Annotated in this window: 14 protein-coding genes; 3 read left to right on the top strand and 11 right to left on the bottom strand. The window is 72.8% G+C overall.

What is annotated here, in order from left to right; all coding sequences use genetic code 11:
• Nucleotide 1: 1 nt before the first annotated feature.
• The 4 genes from MKK53_RS06105 to argJ all read right to left on the bottom strand — a co-directional run bounded on the left by MKK53_RS06105 (nucleotide 2) and on the right by argJ (nucleotide 3795).
• Nucleotides 2-1225, bottom strand: coding sequence for a malate--CoA ligase subunit beta (locus MKK53_RS06105; protein WP_313901531.1), 1224 nt, complete (start codon nucleotides 1223-1225; stop codon nucleotides 2-4).
• Nucleotides 1226-1436: 211 nt separating this feature from the next.
• Complete coding sequence (locus MKK53_RS06100; protein WP_243927797.1) at nucleotides 1437-1847, bottom strand: (deoxy)nucleoside triphosphate pyrophosphohydrolase; 411 nt, start codon at nucleotides 1845-1847, stop codon at nucleotides 1437-1439.
• Entirely contained in the window at nucleotides 1844-2500 is a 657-nt protein-coding gene (locus MKK53_RS06095; RefSeq protein WP_243927857.1) for an SIMPL domain-containing protein, read from the bottom strand. The genes MKK53_RS06100 and MKK53_RS06095 overlap by 4 nt, the downstream gene beginning before the upstream one ends.
• Before the next feature lie 47 nt (nucleotides 2501-2547).
• Entirely contained in the window at nucleotides 2548-3795 is a 1248-nt protein-coding gene (gene argJ / locus MKK53_RS06090; protein ID WP_243927796.1) for a bifunctional glutamate N-acetyltransferase/amino-acid acetyltransferase ArgJ, read from the bottom strand.
• Between the two features lie 305 nt (nucleotides 3796-4100).
• On the opposite strand from argJ, the gene MKK53_RS06085 reads away from it, so the two are divergent.
• Nucleotides 4101-4460 (top strand): histidine kinase, encoded by a 360-nt coding sequence (locus tag MKK53_RS06085; protein WP_313901529.1) that lies wholly within the window; start codon nucleotides 4101-4103, stop codon nucleotides 4458-4460.
• A gap of 39 nt (nucleotides 4461-4499) precedes the next feature.
• On the opposite strand, the gene MKK53_RS06080 is transcribed toward MKK53_RS06085, so the two are convergent.
• The 7 genes from MKK53_RS06080 to MKK53_RS06050 form a co-directional block, all read right to left on the bottom strand.
• Nucleotides 4500-5312: a TetR/AcrR family transcriptional regulator gene (locus tag MKK53_RS06080; protein ID WP_243927794.1), complete on the bottom strand. Its 813-nt coding sequence runs from the start codon at nucleotides 5310-5312 to the stop codon at nucleotides 4500-4502.
• Between the two features lie 90 nt (nucleotides 5313-5402).
• Entirely contained in the window at nucleotides 5403-6206 is an 804-nt protein-coding gene (proC, locus tag MKK53_RS06075) for a pyrroline-5-carboxylate reductase (protein ID WP_243927856.1), read from the bottom strand.
• Between the two features lie 14 nt (nucleotides 6207-6220).
• A complete protein-coding gene (locus MKK53_RS06070) occupies nucleotides 6221-6730 on the bottom strand; it encodes a YbjN domain-containing protein (protein ID WP_243927793.1) in 510 nt (169 codons plus the stop codon).
• Between the two features lie 281 nt (nucleotides 6731-7011).
• A complete protein-coding gene (locus tag MKK53_RS06065) occupies nucleotides 7012-7314 on the bottom strand; it encodes an accessory factor UbiK family protein (RefSeq protein WP_243927792.1) in 303 nt (100 codons plus the stop codon).
• A 191-nt stretch (nucleotides 7315-7505) separates the two neighbouring features.
• A complete protein-coding gene (locus tag MKK53_RS06060; protein ID WP_243927791.1) occupies nucleotides 7506-7763 on the bottom strand; it encodes a hypothetical protein in 258 nt (85 codons plus the stop codon).
• A 133-nt stretch (nucleotides 7764-7896) separates the two neighbouring features.
• Nucleotides 7897-8613: a PhoH family protein gene (locus MKK53_RS06055; protein WP_243927790.1), complete on the bottom strand. Its 717-nt coding sequence runs from the start codon at nucleotides 8611-8613 to the stop codon at nucleotides 7897-7899.
• A 379-nt stretch (nucleotides 8614-8992) separates the two neighbouring features.
• On the bottom strand, nucleotides 8993-11368 hold the full coding sequence (locus MKK53_RS06050; protein WP_243927789.1) for an ATP-dependent helicase: 2376 nt from the start codon (nucleotides 11366-11368) through the stop codon (nucleotides 8993-8995).
• A 151-nt stretch (nucleotides 11369-11519) separates the two neighbouring features.
• Between MKK53_RS06050 and MKK53_RS06045 the strand changes: the two genes are divergently transcribed.
• Both MKK53_RS06045 and MKK53_RS06040 read left to right on the top strand, forming a co-directional pair.
• Entirely contained in the window at nucleotides 11520-11786 is a 267-nt protein-coding gene (locus MKK53_RS06045; protein WP_243927788.1) for a hypothetical protein, read from the top strand.
• Between the two features lie 225 nt (nucleotides 11787-12011).
• Entirely contained in the window at nucleotides 12012-15419 is a 3408-nt protein-coding gene (locus tag MKK53_RS06040; protein WP_243927787.1) for an AsmA family protein, read from the top strand.
• Nucleotide 15420: the final 1 nt, after the last annotated feature.

Raw genomic sequence — 15420 nt, 5'->3', positions numbered from 1 at the left:
CTCAGCGGTTGTTCTTGGCGGCGTTGCAGGCGTCGACCGCCTTGCGCGCGGCCTCGGTCAGCGTGTCGGCGGTGATGAGGTCGAGGCCGCTCTGGGCCAGGATCCGCTTCCCGGCCTCCACGTTCGTGCCGGCGAGGCGCACCACCAGGGGCACGTCGATCTTCACCTCCCGGGCGGCCTGGATGACGCCTTCGGCGACCCAGTCGCAGCGGTTGATGCCCGCGAAGATGTTGACGAGGATCGCCTTCACGTTGCGGTCGGAAAGGACCAGCCGGAAGGCCGTGGCGACCCGCTCCGGGGAGGCGCCGCCGCCCACGTCCAGGAAGTTCGCCGGCTCGCCGCCCGCGTGCTTGATCATGTCCATGGTCGCCATGGCGAGGCCGGCGCCGTTGACGATGCAGCCGATCTCACCCTCGAGGCCAATGTAGCTGAGGTTGTGCTCGGCAGCCTGGGCCTCGCGGGGGTCGCCCTGCGAGGGGTCGTGCATGTCGGCGATGGTCGGGCGCCGGAACAAGGCGTTGTCGTCGAAGGACATCTTGGCGTCGAGCGCCAGCACCCGGTCGTCCTTGGTGACGACCAGCGGGTTGATCTCCAGCATCGTGCCGTCGCAATCGCGGAACGCCCGGTAGGCGTTCATGATCGTCCGCACCGCGGCGGCGACCTGCTTGATGTTCAGGCCGAGCTTGAAGGCGATCTCCCGGGCCTGGAACTGCTGCAGGCCGACGGCCGGCTCCACCACGACCTGGATCAGCGCCTCGGGCTCCTCGGCGGCGATCTGCTCGATCTCCATGCCGCCGCGCTGGCTGGCGATGACGCGGACGCGCTCCGCCTTCCGGTCGAGAACGTAGCCGAGGTACAGCTCGCGCTCGAAGGGGTCGGCGGTCTCGACGTAGACGCGCTGGACCGGTTTGCCCTCAGGGCCCGTCTGGTGGGTGACGAGGCGCTTGCCGAGCAGCTCCTTGGCCGCGTCGCGCACCTCGTTGTAGGTCCGGCAGAGCTTGATGCCGCCGGCCTTGCCCCGGGCGCCGGCATGGATCTGCGCCTTCACGGCCCAGAACGATCCCCCGAGTTCGGTGGCCGCGTAGACCGCCTGATCCTGGCTGAACGCGATGGCACCCTTGGGGACGGCGACGCCGAAGCTCGCGAGCAGCTCCTTGGCTTGGTATTCGTGGACGTCCATCCGGCGCCTCCTCCGCGTCTTTTTGTGACCCGTATCGGCTAGTATTCTACGTGTACCGGTGGATTCCGCCCGTCAAATTTTTTGATTCGCCGGTTGAGCCGGCCTTTCTCGCGGCTGCAGCACGAATCGCATGCAATGGTGCGATGCGATATGCTTAAAACGACACGGCGGGGCGAAGCCGGCTTCGTATTACGACTTGACGGCGTCGCAAAATTATTTTGCCCCACGCGCCGTGACGGGCCGGGGCCGGCCCGCCCTAGCCCAGAAGGTCGATCAGGAACGGGACCAGCGGCGCGTCGGCGGGGGGCATGGGGAGGTCGCGCAGGCCCCGGGGGCGCACCCATTTCAGCGCCTGGCCTTCGAGGGAGCGGGGCGTGCCCTCCCAGCGGCGGCAGACGTAGAGCGGCATCAGCAGGTGGAAATCGGGATAGGCATGGCTGGCGAAGGTCAGGGGCGCGAGGCACGGCTCCGCGACGGTGATGCCCAGTTCCTCCCCCAGCTCGCGGATCAGGGTCTCCTCCGGCCGCTCGCCGGGTTCGACCTTGCCGCCGGGGAACTCCCACAGGCCGGAGAGCTGCTTGCCGGCGGGGCGCTCGGCCACGAGCACCCGGCCGTCCGCATCCACCAGCGCCACGGCGACGACGAGGAGCAGGCGAAGGGCGCTCATGGGTCGAGGGCGAAGACGGCGGTGACGGAGGCCGCGCCCTCGATCGTCCCGGCCTCGACGGGCACCGGACGCGCCTTCGGGGCGGCGGCGGCCATCGCCCGCATCGCGAAGGGGGCGGGGCCGGCCTCCAGCGCCGTCAGGGTGCAGAGCGGACCGAGCTTCGCCCCCACCGCCTCGGCGAGGGTCGCCGCGCGGGCGCGGGCATCCCTGGCCGCGGCGACCTGCAGGGCCGCCGTCGCCCCGTCGGGATCGCGCAGGCCGAAGGTGATGCCGTCGATGCGGTTCGCCCCCGAATCGAGCGTCCGCCGCAGGAGGTCGCCCAGGCGCCCCATGTCGGAGAGGCGCAGCCGGACCACGTTGCCCGCGGCGTAGCCGTCCGGCTCCTCGGTGATGCCGCCCCCCGGCCGGGTGACCGTGCGGGTGGCGGGCCGCAGCGTCACCGCCGCGGTGCCGATGTCGGCGGGGGGAAGGCCGGCCTCGCGGGCGAGGGCCGCGATGCCGGCCACCGCCTTCGAGGCGGCATCGAGGGCCGCCCCGGCGGTCGCGCCCTTGGCCTCGACCCCCACCGCGACCTCGGCGAAGTCCGGCGCCTGGGTCGAGGCGGCGTGCCCGGTGACGCTGACGTAGCGGGGGCAGGGCGCCCCGTCGGCCATCGCCGCCCCCGCGAGGGAGGCCAGGAGCAGGGCGAGAGGCGGCGCCCTCACGAGCGGTAATCCCCGTTGATCTCGATGTAGCCCTTGGTCAGATCGCAGGTCCACACCCGGGCCTTGCCGGCGCCGAGGCCGAGATCGACGCGGATCTCCACCTCCGGCGCCCGCATGACGGCGCTGGCCGCGTCCTCGCTGTAGGCGGGGTCGCGGGCGCCCTCGACGGCGACGCGGACATCCCCGAACCAGATCGCGAGGCGGTCCCGGTCGGCGGGCTCGCCGGCCTTGCCGACCGCCATGACGACGCGGCCCCAGTTGGCATCCTCGCCGGCCACGGCGGTCTTCACCAGGGGCGAGTTGGCGATCGACAGGGCGATGCGGTGGGCGGAGGCGTCGCTCTCGGCGCCGCCGACCCGCACCGTCACGAACTTGCGGGCGCCCTCGCCGTCGCGGGCGACGAGCTGGGCCAGCTCGCTCAGCAGGTCGTCCAGCGCCGCCTTGAAGCCCGCCAGCGCCGGGTCTTCGGCGTCCGCCACCTCGGTGTGGCCCGCCTTGCCCGTGGCGAACAGCATCAGGGTGTCGGAGGTCGAGGTGTCGCCATCCACGGTGACGCAGTTGAAGCTGTCGTCCGCCCCCCTCGCGAGCAGGGCCTGGGCCGCGCCCTGGGACAGGGCCGCGTCGGTGAAGACGAAGGCGAGCATCGTCGCCATGTCGGGGGCGATCATGCCCGCGCCCTTGGCGATGCCGTTGATCCGCACCTTGGTGCCGTGGATCTCGGCCTCGCGGGTGGCGAGCTTCGGGAAGGTGTCGGTGGTCATGATCGCCCGGGCCGCCTCGGCCCAGGCCCCGGCGCCGTCCTGCGCCCGCCCGGCGCAGGCGGCCAGCACGCCCTCGAACCGCTCGGCGGGGAGCGGCTCGCCGATCACGCCCGTGGAGGCGATGTAGACCTCGCTCTCGGCGCAGCCCGCGGCGGCGGCGGCGATCTTCGCCGTCAGCGCTACGGCGTCCCGGCCGAGGCGCCCGGTGAAGGCGTTGGCATTGCCCGAATTGACCACGAGGGCCCGGGCCGTGCCGGTCGCCAGCGCCTCGCGGCACCAGTCCACCGGCGCGGAGGGGCATTTCGAGCGGGTGAACACCCCCGCCGCCCGGGTGCCGGGCTCCAGCCCGACGAACAGCACGTCCGTCCGTCCGCTGTAGCGGATGCCCGCCTGCGCCGTGGCGAGGCGGACGCCGGCCACCGGCGGCAGGTCGGGGTTGGTCGTGGGTGCGAGGGGCGAGACGGGCGACGGCTTGGACGACATCGAATCGAAGGCTCCGTGATCCGGCTGCGAGCCGGCCGCGGCGTGGTGTTGCCCGGCAGGGCCCGGCCGCGTCAACCGAGGACCGCGCTGCCCACCGGAGTGGCGCCCTGCGCGCATGCCTGCCGGTTGGGCAGAGCGGGCGCCGAATGGGGCAATTCCGCGATGAGGGCCTTGCGCGGCTTTCCCCACCCGGCATAGCATGTCGCAACGCAACGCAAAGTGGTGGTCTTACGCGAATGGGATCAACCGCCGTCGGACCCTCGGCACGGTTTCCGGCCGCTCCCGGAGGTTGCTACAGAGTTCAGGTGCTCGTCGTCGGGCATCACAAGCGCTGGCGCGACGAGGCGTCGGCGCAGGTCCACCATGCCGGATTCCAGGCGACGGTGTGCGACCGCGGGGTCGATGCGATGACCGTCCTCGCCCTCGGCCTCCCGGTCGATGTGCTGGTCATCGATGCCGCATTGCAGGGCAGTCTCTGCTGCAGCCGCCTCGCCATCGAGGCGCGGGCGCTCCGGCCCAACCTGCGCATCGTCTTCGCCGGGGACGACAGCGACGAGGGCATCGACGACCTGATCCCCGATTCCCTCACCGTCGAGCGCGACAGGCTCAGCGGCATCGAGATGGTCGGCACCGTCCGGGAAGTCCTGGCCGACCGCTTCTCCTGACACCCGTGCCCGCCACCGGGGTGACGGGCGATCAGGCCGTCACACCCTCGGCGGCTCGTCGCCCGCGGCCTCGTCCCGGTCCGTGCGCGAGCGCCGGTCGAGGAGCGAGCGGCCGATGGCCCGCAGGGGTGCGGTGAGGCGGCGGACATCCTCGGCCCGCTCCATGAACCGTTCGCCGCTGCGGATCTCCTTGTCGAGCCGGGCCATGGTCCGGGCCAGCGCCGGGTCCTCGTCCTCCAGCCAGACCTGGGTGACGCGGGCGAAGGCGATCACCACGCCCTGGAGCTTGACCTGCCCGAGGGGACCTTCGGTGTCGATCCCGGCGGCGGCCAGCATGTAGCGGTGCGAGTTGACCATGACGCCGTTGAGGGCGAGCAGGGAGAAGGGCTCGCCCCGCAGCGCGTAGGAGATCCGCCGCAGGGCAGGCTTGTAGGGCGTCATGGCGTCGAGGCGGCGCATCAGCACGTCGAACAGGCGCTCCCGCGTCGGCTCGTCGGCGAGGTCGGACCCGTCCGCCTCCAGCACCTTGCGGTCGATGATCCTGGCGAGGCCGCCGAGGACCGCCCCCTTCGACGGGAACAGCTCGCGCAGCTCGCCGAGCGACATGCCCGCCTCCCGGGCGATGTCGCCGACCTCGATGTCGTTCCAGGGCTGCTCGGCGGCGAGGCGCATCAGTGCCTCGACGGCGGCCTCCCGCGGGGGCAGCGGCGGCGCGGCGCCCGCCGCATCGTGCTGCGGCGCAGCCGGGGCCTCGTCCCGCTCCGGCGTGGCGGCGGGCTCCCCGCCGAGGGGGGCGGGAGCCGGAGCCGCGGCCTTGCGGGTCCGCTTGGTCGGGCCTTTGGGTTCAGTCATCGCTGGATCGTCGGTTCCGGTGCGTCTGCCGTCCCCATTTAGGGGTCGATCCGGCCCGTGTCAGGGGCGCGCGCGGCATGCCGCACGACATCAGCTCGACAATTCGCCCGCCCGGCGCTTGGCCGCCGCCACCGCCCGGCGCATCAGGGGGGCCATCCCATCCTCGGCCATCAGCACCTGGAGCGCCGCCGCCGTGGTGCCGCCGGGGGAGGTCACCGCCTGGCGAAGGGCGCCGGCCCCGGTGGGGTCCGCATCGAGCAGGGCGCCCGCGCCGGCCACCGTCGCCCGGGCCAGCCGCCCGGCGACCTCCGGCGTCAGGCCGGCGGCGATCCCGGCCTCCGCCAGGGTCTCGACCATCAGGAACACGTAGGCCGGCCCCGATCCCGACACGGCGGTCACCGCGTCGATCGAGGCCTCGTCCTCCAGCCACGCCACCACCCCCGCCGCGGAGAGAAGCGCCCCGGCTTCGGCCCGCCGGGCCTCGCTCACCCCCTCGTTGGCGAAGGCGCCCGTGGCACCCCGGCCGATGCTGGCCGGAAGGTTCGGCATCGCCCGCACCACGGCCCGGGCCGAGGGCAGGCGCCCGCGCAAGTCGGCCACCGTCTTGCCCGCGAGCACCGAGACGAGGAGCGTCCCAGGCCCGATCAGCCGGTCCAGCCCGGGGGATGCCGCATCGAGCCCCTGGGGCTTGATCGCCAGCACCAGCACCGCGGCGGGGGGCGGCTCGGGCGGGTTCAGGGAGACGCCCCGCTCCGCGCAGAGCCGCACCATGGCGTCCGAGGGGTCGGGGTCGATGACGGACGTGGCGGCGGGGTCGAGGCCGGCATCGAGCCAGCCGGCCAGCATGGCCCCGCCCATCTTGCCCGCGCCCACCAGCATGAGCGAGGCGGGCATGCCCGGCGCGGCGCTCACGCCTCGCCTTCGGTCTCGAACAGGGCGGCGTCGAGGGCCTCCCGGGCGCTCTTGCCCGCCCAGAGCACGAACTGGAAGGCCTGGAAGTACCGCTCGCAGGCATCGACCGCGCATTTCATCATGGTCGCGCATTGCGGCTGGGTCGGCACGGCGCCCCCCGCCAGAAGGAGGGAGTGGCGGAACATCACGACGTGGTCGCTGGACCACAGGTCGAAATGCCCGATCCAGAGCTGCTCGTTCACCATGGCGATGAGGCGCTGGATCTCCTGGCGCCGCCGCTCGGGGACCTTGAGGTCGAAGGCGCAGGCCACGTGCAGGGCCTCCACATCCTCGATCCAGGTGAAGGCCACGTGATAGTCGGTCCACCGGCCGGGGCTCGTGACCGACATCTCGTCCGTTTCGGCCCGGTCGAAGATCCAGTCGCGCAGCGAGGCCAAGCGCTCGACCACGTCGAGCGGGTGCTCGCTCCGATGCGGATCGTAATAGTCGATGTGAAGCAGCGGCATGACGATCCAGGTTGACGGCGCGGATCACTCCGTGCCGGCGCGATGACGACGTGATGGGAGGCGCCTCGACGCCCCGAGATCGAGAAGTGTTCGGCCGATCAAGGCGGGAGACGTTGCAAACGACTACGAAAGATCCGCAGTCCTTCTTCCGTCTCCCCCGAATCAGTCCATGACCCAATATAGACCGGGCGCGACTCGCGACACAAAGCCGATTGCGGGGTCGGTGAACAGGAAACGGAATCGCCGCTGCGGCTTCCTGTGCAAAACCGTTTCCCGGCGAATCACACGCCTTCGCTCAGTCCCGCCACCCCGCCCACGGCCCCGCCGGCACCGGCCGAAGGGCCGGCCTTGGCTTCGAGGGCGGCGACCCGCGCGGTGAGCGCGTCGTTCTGGGTGCGAAGGGTGGCGACGAGGTCGCGGAGCACGTCGAGCTCTTCGCGGGAGGCCACGTCGAGGTCGCGGATCAGCCGTTCGGCCTGGGCGCGCACCACGGATTCGGCCTCGCGGCGGACGCCCTGGGCTGCGCCGGCGGCGTCGGTCATCAGGCGGGCGAGGTCGTCGAACAGACGGTTGGAGGGGGGCATGTCGGTCTCCCGGATCGGTCGCCGGCGGCCGCGCCGGCGGCGCGGGCGGATCCGGGACCACGCAAGCGCTCCGACATAGGAATCCCGCGGGGCGGCGGCAACGCTCAAGTGGGAGGGCCGTGCCGTATCCTGCGGGCAGGCGCCCCCCGGCCGGGGCTTGCGCCCCGGTGGCCGGAGGGTGCCGAACCGTCTTACATGCCGTGGCGCATCATGTGCCGGCGCATCATATGGCGGCGCATCATCTTGCGCTCCATGTGCCGGTGCATCATCCGGCGCTCCATGCGGCGGTGCATCATGCGGCGCTCCATCGGCGAGGCCTGCACCGTCGTGGTCATCGCGTCGGGGGCGGCGATGCCGGCGGGGGAGGCGGGAACGGCGAGGGCGGGCGTCACCAGCGCCGCCCCACACAGGGACGCGAAGGCCGCGGCGGTCAGGGTCAGTTTCCTCACGAGGGAGACTCCGTTTCTTCCGGTTGCCGGGATGGAACCCGGTTCGTCCTCCCTGGCGGGAGGTTCGGGGAGTATTCTCGTGCCGCACGCGGCACGGCGGACCGTCACCGGCCCGCCGTCAGTAACCGCCAAGTCAGAGATTCGTTTCCTCGAACGCGGCGACCCATTCCGCGCAGATGCCCGAGCGGACGATGTCGGCGCGGGTGAACTCCACCACGGGGATGGGCATCATCCGGCTCTTGATGAGATGGATGACCGTGCGCAGCCCCGACGTCTCGCGCAGATCGGTCTGCGAGACGTCGCCGTTGATGATGACCTGGCAATCGTCGCCGATGCGGGTCAGGAACATCTTGATCTCGTTGACGGTGGTGTTCTGCGCCTCGTCGAGGATCACGAGGCAGTTCTTGAAGGTGCGGCCGCGCATCACTTCGAAGGGGACGATCTCGATGTCGCCGGCCTTCAGGGCGATCTCGAAGGCGCCGGCCCCCATGCGCTCCTTCATCGCCTCCGTGAGCGGGGCGACCCAGGGGGCGATCTTCTCTTCGAGGGTGCCGGGGAAGAAGCCGAGCGAGCGGCCGGAGGGGACGTTCGGCCGGGTGATCACCACCTTGGCGATCCGGCGCTGGCGCAGCTGGTCGGCGGCGCGGGTCCCGGCGATGTAGGTCTTCCCGGTGCCCGCCGGGCCGAGGACGATGACCTGAGGGGACCGGCCGAGGGCGTCGAGGTATTCCGCCTGCCTGTCGGTCAGGGGTTGGATCGGGCCGAGATGTCTCTCTTCGTCGAAGCGTGTGCGGTGGAGGCGAGGTGTGCGGTCTTCAACCAATTCAAGGCGTGCGCGGCGTCTCTTCATGGGTCAACACTCCAACGGGACGGGCCTATCTGGACGTGTCACTGAAACGACGTAGTCTCGGTACTCCTGCTTCCTCCAAGCATTCGACGGGCCAAGTCTTACGGCTCATCGAAGTTCCGGGTCTCTGATCATCGCCTGTGGAGAGTAAACCAATTCCACCCGGAAGCGGAGCCAACAAAGCAACCGACGCACCAAAATCGGCTGCCCCACACGATTGTTCGCGGGGTGTGACTCGCCGGTGACGAAGCCGGCCCCGGGGTTCGGAAAGGCGGATTTTCCTGCGTCCGCGTGTCGCTGCGGACACTCCGGCGGCGCCATGCGTCCCTCGGGCCGCGTCCCCGCGTGCCCACCGGCGGGGAGGGGGCCGCGGGCCCCCGCGTCAGCTTTCCTGGAGGAAGCTGTCCAGGACCATTTTCCGGCCCGCCTTGTCGAAGTCCACGGTCAGCTTGTTGCCATCGACGCCGGCCACGGTGCCGGGGCCGAACTTGGTGTGGAAGACCCGCTGGTCCACGCTGAACGCGGAGGGCGAGCCCGTCGACTTGGCGATCAGCTCGCCCTCGATCTGGCGCGGTCCCGACGAGGCCGGGCCCCTGCGGCCGGGGGCCGCGCCGAAGCCGCGCCCGGCGGCGTCGGCGTTGCCGCGCCCGTTGGTGCGCTCCTGGGCGCGCTGCCATCCCGGGGTGCCGTAGCTCGATCCGAAGGGCTGCGGGTTGCGGTCGAAGCGGGAGGCGCCCGCCGCGTAGTGGGCCGGGGCCTCGACCACGTCCACCGAGGCGGGGGGCAGCTCGTCGATGAAGCGCGACGGGATGGTGGACGACCACAACCCATGGATGCGGCGGTTGACGGCGAAGGACAGCTTCGCCCGCTTGCGCGCCCGGGTCAAGCCCACATGGGCGAGGCGGCGCTCCTCCTCCAGGCCGGCCCGGCCGCTCTCGTCCAGGGCGCGCTGGTTGGGAAACAGGCCGTCCTCCCAGCCGGGGAGGAACACCGTGTCGAATTCGAGCCCCTTGGCGGCGTGGAGGGTCATCAGGGAGACCCGGTCGGCGCCCTCGGCCTCGGAGGCGTCCATCACCAGGGAGACGTGTTCGAGGAATGCCGCCATGTCGGGGAACTCCTCCATCGAGCGGACGAATTCCTTCAGGTTCTCCAGGCGCCCGGCGGCGTCGGCGGAGCGGTCCTTCTGCCACATCTCGGTGTAGCCGGATTCCTCCAGGATCGTCTGCGCCACCTCCGCATGGGGCTGGCTCTCCACGAGGCGCGACCAGCGGGAGAAGCTCTCGGTGAGGGCCCGCAGGGTCTGGCGGACCTTGGGCTTCAGCTCGTCGGTCTCGCACAGGCGGCGGGCGGCGGTGAGCAGCGGCACCCGCTCGGCCCGGCCGTAGGTGTGGAGCTGCTGGAGCGTCGCGTCGCCGAGGCCGCGCTTGGGCGTGTTGACGATCCGCTCGAAGGCGAGGTCGTCGCTGCCGTTCATGGTGATGCGCAGGTAGGCCAGCGCGTCGCGGATCTCGGCCCGCTCGTAGAAGCGCGGGCCGCCGATCACTCGGTAGGGCAGGCCGAGCTGCACGAACCGGTCCTCGATCTCGCGCATCTGCGCCGAGATGCGCACCAGCACCGCGATCTCCGACAGCGGATGCTTCTTCAGCTGCAGGGATTCGATCGCCTCGGCCAGCAGCCGGGCCTCCTCCTCGGAATCCCAGGCCCCCGTGACGGTGACGGGCTCGCCGGGCTCGTCCTCGGTGCGCAGCGTCTTGCCGAGCCGGCTCTCGTTCTTCGCGATCAGCCCGGAGGCGGCGGCGAGGATGTGGCCGGTGGAGCGGTAGTTGCGCTCCAGCCGCACCACCGTGGCACCGGGGAAGTCGTGCTCGAAGCGCAGGATGTTGTCGACCTCGGCCCCGCGCCAGCCGTAGATCGACTGGTCGTCGTCGCCGACGCAGGCCACGTTCTTGCGCTTCTGCGCCAGCAGACGCAGCCAGAGATACTGGGCGACGTTGGTGTCCTGGTACTCGTCCACGAGGATGTAGCGGAACCGGTCCTGGTAGGTCTCCAGCACGTCCGTGTTGTCGCGCCACAGTTTGAGGCACAGCAGGAGAAGGTCGCCGAAATCCACCGCGTTGAGGGTGGCGAGGCGCGCCTGATAGGCCGCGTAGAGGGCGCCGCCCTTGCCGAAGGCGAAGGAGGTGGCCTCCCCCGGCGGCACCTGCTCGGGCGAGAGGCCGCGGTTCTTCCAGCCGTCGATCGTGTGGGCGAGCGCCCGGGCGGGCCAGCGCTTCTCGTCGATGTTCTGGTCGGCCAGCACCTGCTTCATCAGGCGCAGCTGGTCGTCGGTGCCGAGGATGGTGAAGTCGGATTTGAGCCCGACCAGCTCCGCATGGCGGCGCAGGATCTTGGTGCCGATGGCGTGGAACGTGCCGAGCCAGGGCATGCCCTCCCCCGCCGGGCCGATCAGCGTGCCGATCCGCGACTTCATCTCCCGGGCGGCCTTGTTGGTGAAGGTCACGGCCAGGATGTCGAAGGGGCGGGCGCGGCCGGTGGTGATCAGGTGGGCGATGCGCGTCGTCAGCACCCGCGTCTTGCCCGTGCCCGCGCCGGCCAGGACGAGGATCGGCCCCTCGGTCGTCTCGACGGCGAGGCGCTGCTCGGTGTTGAGCCCGTCGAGGTAGCCCTCGGCCTCGCGCCGCAGGCCACCGAGGGCGCGGGCGCTGATCGAGGCGGAGGGGCCGTCCGCGGCGGGCAGGGCATGAGGGCGGTTCTGCATCCCTTCTCACTGGACCAAATCGCGAACGGCGTCGAGGCCGCGGGACCCGTGCGGCCCGTGCGCGCGCCGGGGGGATCCGCCAGGAACCCCGCGGGCGACGCGGGTTTGACCCGGCGAGATCCCCTCCCGTCGCCTCGAAGGCCCGAACCCCATGCCCCTCGCAAAGTCCCTCGCGCGCGTCGCCCTCGCCGCCGCCCTGCCGCTGGCCCTGTCGGCCGCCCCCGCCCTGGCGCAGGTGCAGCAGGGCAACCCCAACGCGGCCAACGAATCGATGTCGAGCATGAGCACGACGCGCTCGCTGCAGCAGGGCTCGACCACCCAGAACAACACCACGATGATGAACATCCAGCGCAGCCAATCCACCACGCCGCCCCCGGCCCCGGCCCCGATCCCCCGCGGCGGTTCGATGGGGCGCTGATGGCGCTTGAGTGCGGTGGGGCTGGGTCCGGTGGTCCCTTCCGCCACCGCGGGCGCCGTCGGCGAGCCGGGGGTGCGGGCCGCCTCCGAGCCCTGGGCCGCCGGATCGTCCGAGGGCCCCGCGGGGAGCGTGGTCTGACCCCGTCGCGCCACACCCCGCCCTTCATGCTATAGGCCCGGGCGAGCGGCCCGCGGGGGGTCCGCGGAGAGGTCTGGAACGGGAACGGTGCGTGATCTGCTGACCGCGCTCGCTGGCGCGATCGTCCTCGTCCTGATCGCGGCGCTCGCCGTCCCGCCCTTCATCGACTGGACGGCCCACCGCGCCTTCATCGACCGCTCCCTGTCGCAGTCGCTGGACGTGCCCGTGCAGAGCCAGGGGCGAGTCGAGGTGCGCCTCCTGCCCTCGCCGCGCCTGCGCGTCGACCGGCTCCACCTCGGCGATCGGGAGGGGCCCGCCCTCGATGCCCGCTTCGTGAAGGCCGAGGTCGCCCTGGCGCCCCTGCTGAAGGGCGAGGCCCGGTTCACCGAGACCCGGATCGGCCGGGCCGAGATCCGCCTGCTCCTCGACGACGGCGAGGCGATCACCCTGCCGCAGGGCCTGCTGGACGGTCTGCGCGGCCGGGATCTCGCCATCGAGAACCTTCAGATCCAGCAGTTCTTCGTCACCACGGCGGTGCGCGCGACGGGCCGGACGGACCAGTTCTACGCCGACGACGTCCGCATCCAGGCACCGGCCCTCGTCGGGCCCTGGCGCATCGAGGCGACGAGCGGCGGCGTGCCGTTCCGGGCGGTGAGCGGCACCCCCGATGCCGAAGGCCGGCTGCCGGTGAAGATCTCCGGCGGCGGCGACGCCACGCCCCTGTTCGAGGTCGATGCCCGGTTCGCCCTCGCGCCCGACGAGGCGGACGCCACGGGGAGCATCGTCCGGGCCGAGGGCAACGCCCGGCTGGTGGTCGGGCCGCCTACCCAGGTGGCGGGGCCCTACCTCCCCTTCACCCTCGCGGGCAGCTTCAAGGCCCGCGGCACCCAGGTGCGGTTCGAGCAGGCGAGCCTGGACGTCGATCCCGGGGGGAAGTCCCTGCGCCTCGAAGGTTCGGGCCGGCTCGATCTGCGCCAATGGCGGGCGGCCCTGTCCCTGAAGGCGCGCCGCCTCGACCTCGACGCCTTCCTGACCTCGCCCGAGGGCGGGGCGTTCCTGTCCCGGGGCATCCCCCGCGGCGGATGGGGCCTGCCGGTGATGCTCGACTTCGACATCGCCGTGGACAGCGCCGCCTTCGGCGCCGCCGAGTGGACCGGCCTCGCCGCGTCGGGCACGGCGGAGCGGGGCGGGGGCCTCCTCCTGCGGCGCCTCTCGGCGACGGCCCCCGGCGAGGCCACCGTCACGGTGAGCGGCGAGGTCGAGGGGGCGCCCCTCCGGCTGACCGGCCCGGTGGCCCTGGCCGCCAAGCAATCGGACGGGCTGGGCCGCCTCCTCCGCCGCCTCGGCGTCGAGGGGCCGCTGGTCGGCCTCCTCGACGGGCGGGCGGTGGACATCGCCGCGGACGTCTCCGCCTCCTCCTCCGACCTGTCCCTGCGGAACCTGCGCGCCGGGTTCGGCGCCGCCCGCGTCAGCGGGAATGCCCGCTATCTCGGGCCCGATTCCGGGGCGCGGGGGCGTTTCGAGGCGCAGCTTCTGGCGAGCGGCGTCGATGTCGCCGCCCTGCCGCCCCTGGGCACGGCCTTCTCCGCCCTGCGGGGCTTCGACCTCGCCCTCACCCTCCAGGCCAGGGACGTGCGCTACGGCGCGGTCGGCTCGGGCAACGGCACCATCGCGGCGCGGATCCAGTCCGACGGCCAGCGCCTCGTCGTCGACAGCCTCGACGTGACGGACCTCGCGGGGGCGAGTGCGAAGCTCTCCGGCACCCTGGGGGTGGACGGCACCGGCCGCATCGCCGGTCGGCTCCAGGCCCCCGTCGCGGCGCCCCTGGTCGGCCTGCTCGAACGGGTCTGGACCGAGGACCTCCAGGCGCTCCCGCCCTTCCTGCGCAGCGCCCCCCTCGACCTCGCCGTGGCCCTCGACCGGGGGGCGCAGGAGGACGAGGTGCGGGTGCAGGCCAAGGGCACGGCCGGCGGCGGCACCCTCGACCTCTCGGTCCGGAGCCGCGACGGGCGCGTCATGGCCGGGGCCGGCACCCTCACCACGCCCCGCGCCGGCACGTGGTTCGGCCGCGGCGACATCCCGGGCCTCCAGCAGCCGGCCGAGCTGCGCCTCGTCGCCGAACCCTTGAGGGGCGGCCTTTCCCTCACCCTGTCGGGGAGCGTCGCGGGGGCGAGCCTCGCCACGCTCCAGCCCCTCGTCCTGCCCGACCGCAGCGCGGTGCCGGAGGGCGGCCGGATCGCCGTGAAGGCCGCCGATCTCGGCCCCTTCCTGACGCTCGCCGGCGCGGCGCGGCTCGATCCCGGCGCGTGGCCGGCCGAGGTCACCGCGACCTTCGCCACCGACGCGGACGACCCCCTCGTCGCGGTCGAAGGGCGGATCGCCGGCGCCCCGGTCGAGGCCCGGATCGCCCGCGCGGCGGACGGCACCCTGCACGGCAGCGCGACCCTGGCGCGCCTGTCGCTGCCCAAGCTCGCCGCCGCGCTGCTGATGCCGCTGGAGGGGGGACGCGCCGCCCCCCTGCCGCCCCGGCCGCACGGCACGGTCGGCCTCCGCATCGCCTCCCTCGACCTCGGCCGGGGATGGGGCGCCACCGACGCGGCCCTCACCCTCGGCCTCGACGCCGACAGCCTCACCCTCGGCGGGATGACGGCGCGGTTCGCGGAGGGGCGCCTGTCCGGCTCCGCGACCCTGGCGCGCCGGGGCGAGGCCCTGTCCGTGACCGGTGAGGGCACCCTGGACGATCTCGCCCTCTCCGCCGTCTCCGGGGGGCGGGCCCTCGGCGGGCGCCTCTCGGCCGCGCTGCGCGTCGCCGCGAGCGCGGAGGCGCTTCCCGCCCTCGTCGGCAACCTCGCCGGCAGCGGGCGCCTGACGCTCAAGGACCTCAGCCTCTCCGGGCTCGATCCCAACGCCCTCGGCCGGGCCCTCGCCCTGGCCGTCGAGGCCGAGGATCCGCTCCGCGAGGGGCGGCTCGCCGCCCTGGTCTCGCAGGAATTCGGCAAGGCCGCCGCCCAGGCGACGGCGCCGGTCTCCGCCCCCGCCACCATCGTCGGCGGCGTCCTGCGGGCGGGGCCCCTCGATGTGGATCTCGGCCCCGCCCGCTGGGTCGGCAGCGTCACCGAGGATCTGCGCGAGGGCCGCCTCGACGCCCGGGGCACGCTGACGGGGGGGACGGTGCCGCAGGGCTGGCCGGCGGGCCCGCCCGCCGTGCAGTATGCCCTCACCGGCAGCCTCGCCGACCCGGCGCGGGGCGTCGATGCCGGGCCGCTCTCGACCGGCCTCGCCGCCTTCGTCCTGCAGCGCGAGTTGGAGAAGATCGAGCTGACCGAGGCAGATCAGGTGGAGCGGCAGCGCCGCCGCGACCGGATCGAGATGGACAAGTCCCGCGCCGCCGCCCTCAAGGCGTATGCCGACAAGCTCGCGGCCGAGGAGGCCGAGCGGCAGGCCCGCGCCCGCGCCGACTCGCCATCCCCCGAGCCCGCCGCGCCGCCACCGTAGC

It is taken from the genome of Methylobacterium sp. J-076, from assembly GCF_022829405.1.
GTDB lineage: Bacteria > Pseudomonadota > Alphaproteobacteria > Rhizobiales > Beijerinckiaceae > Methylobacterium.
This window is presented reverse-complemented; position numbering and strand designations above follow the sequence as displayed.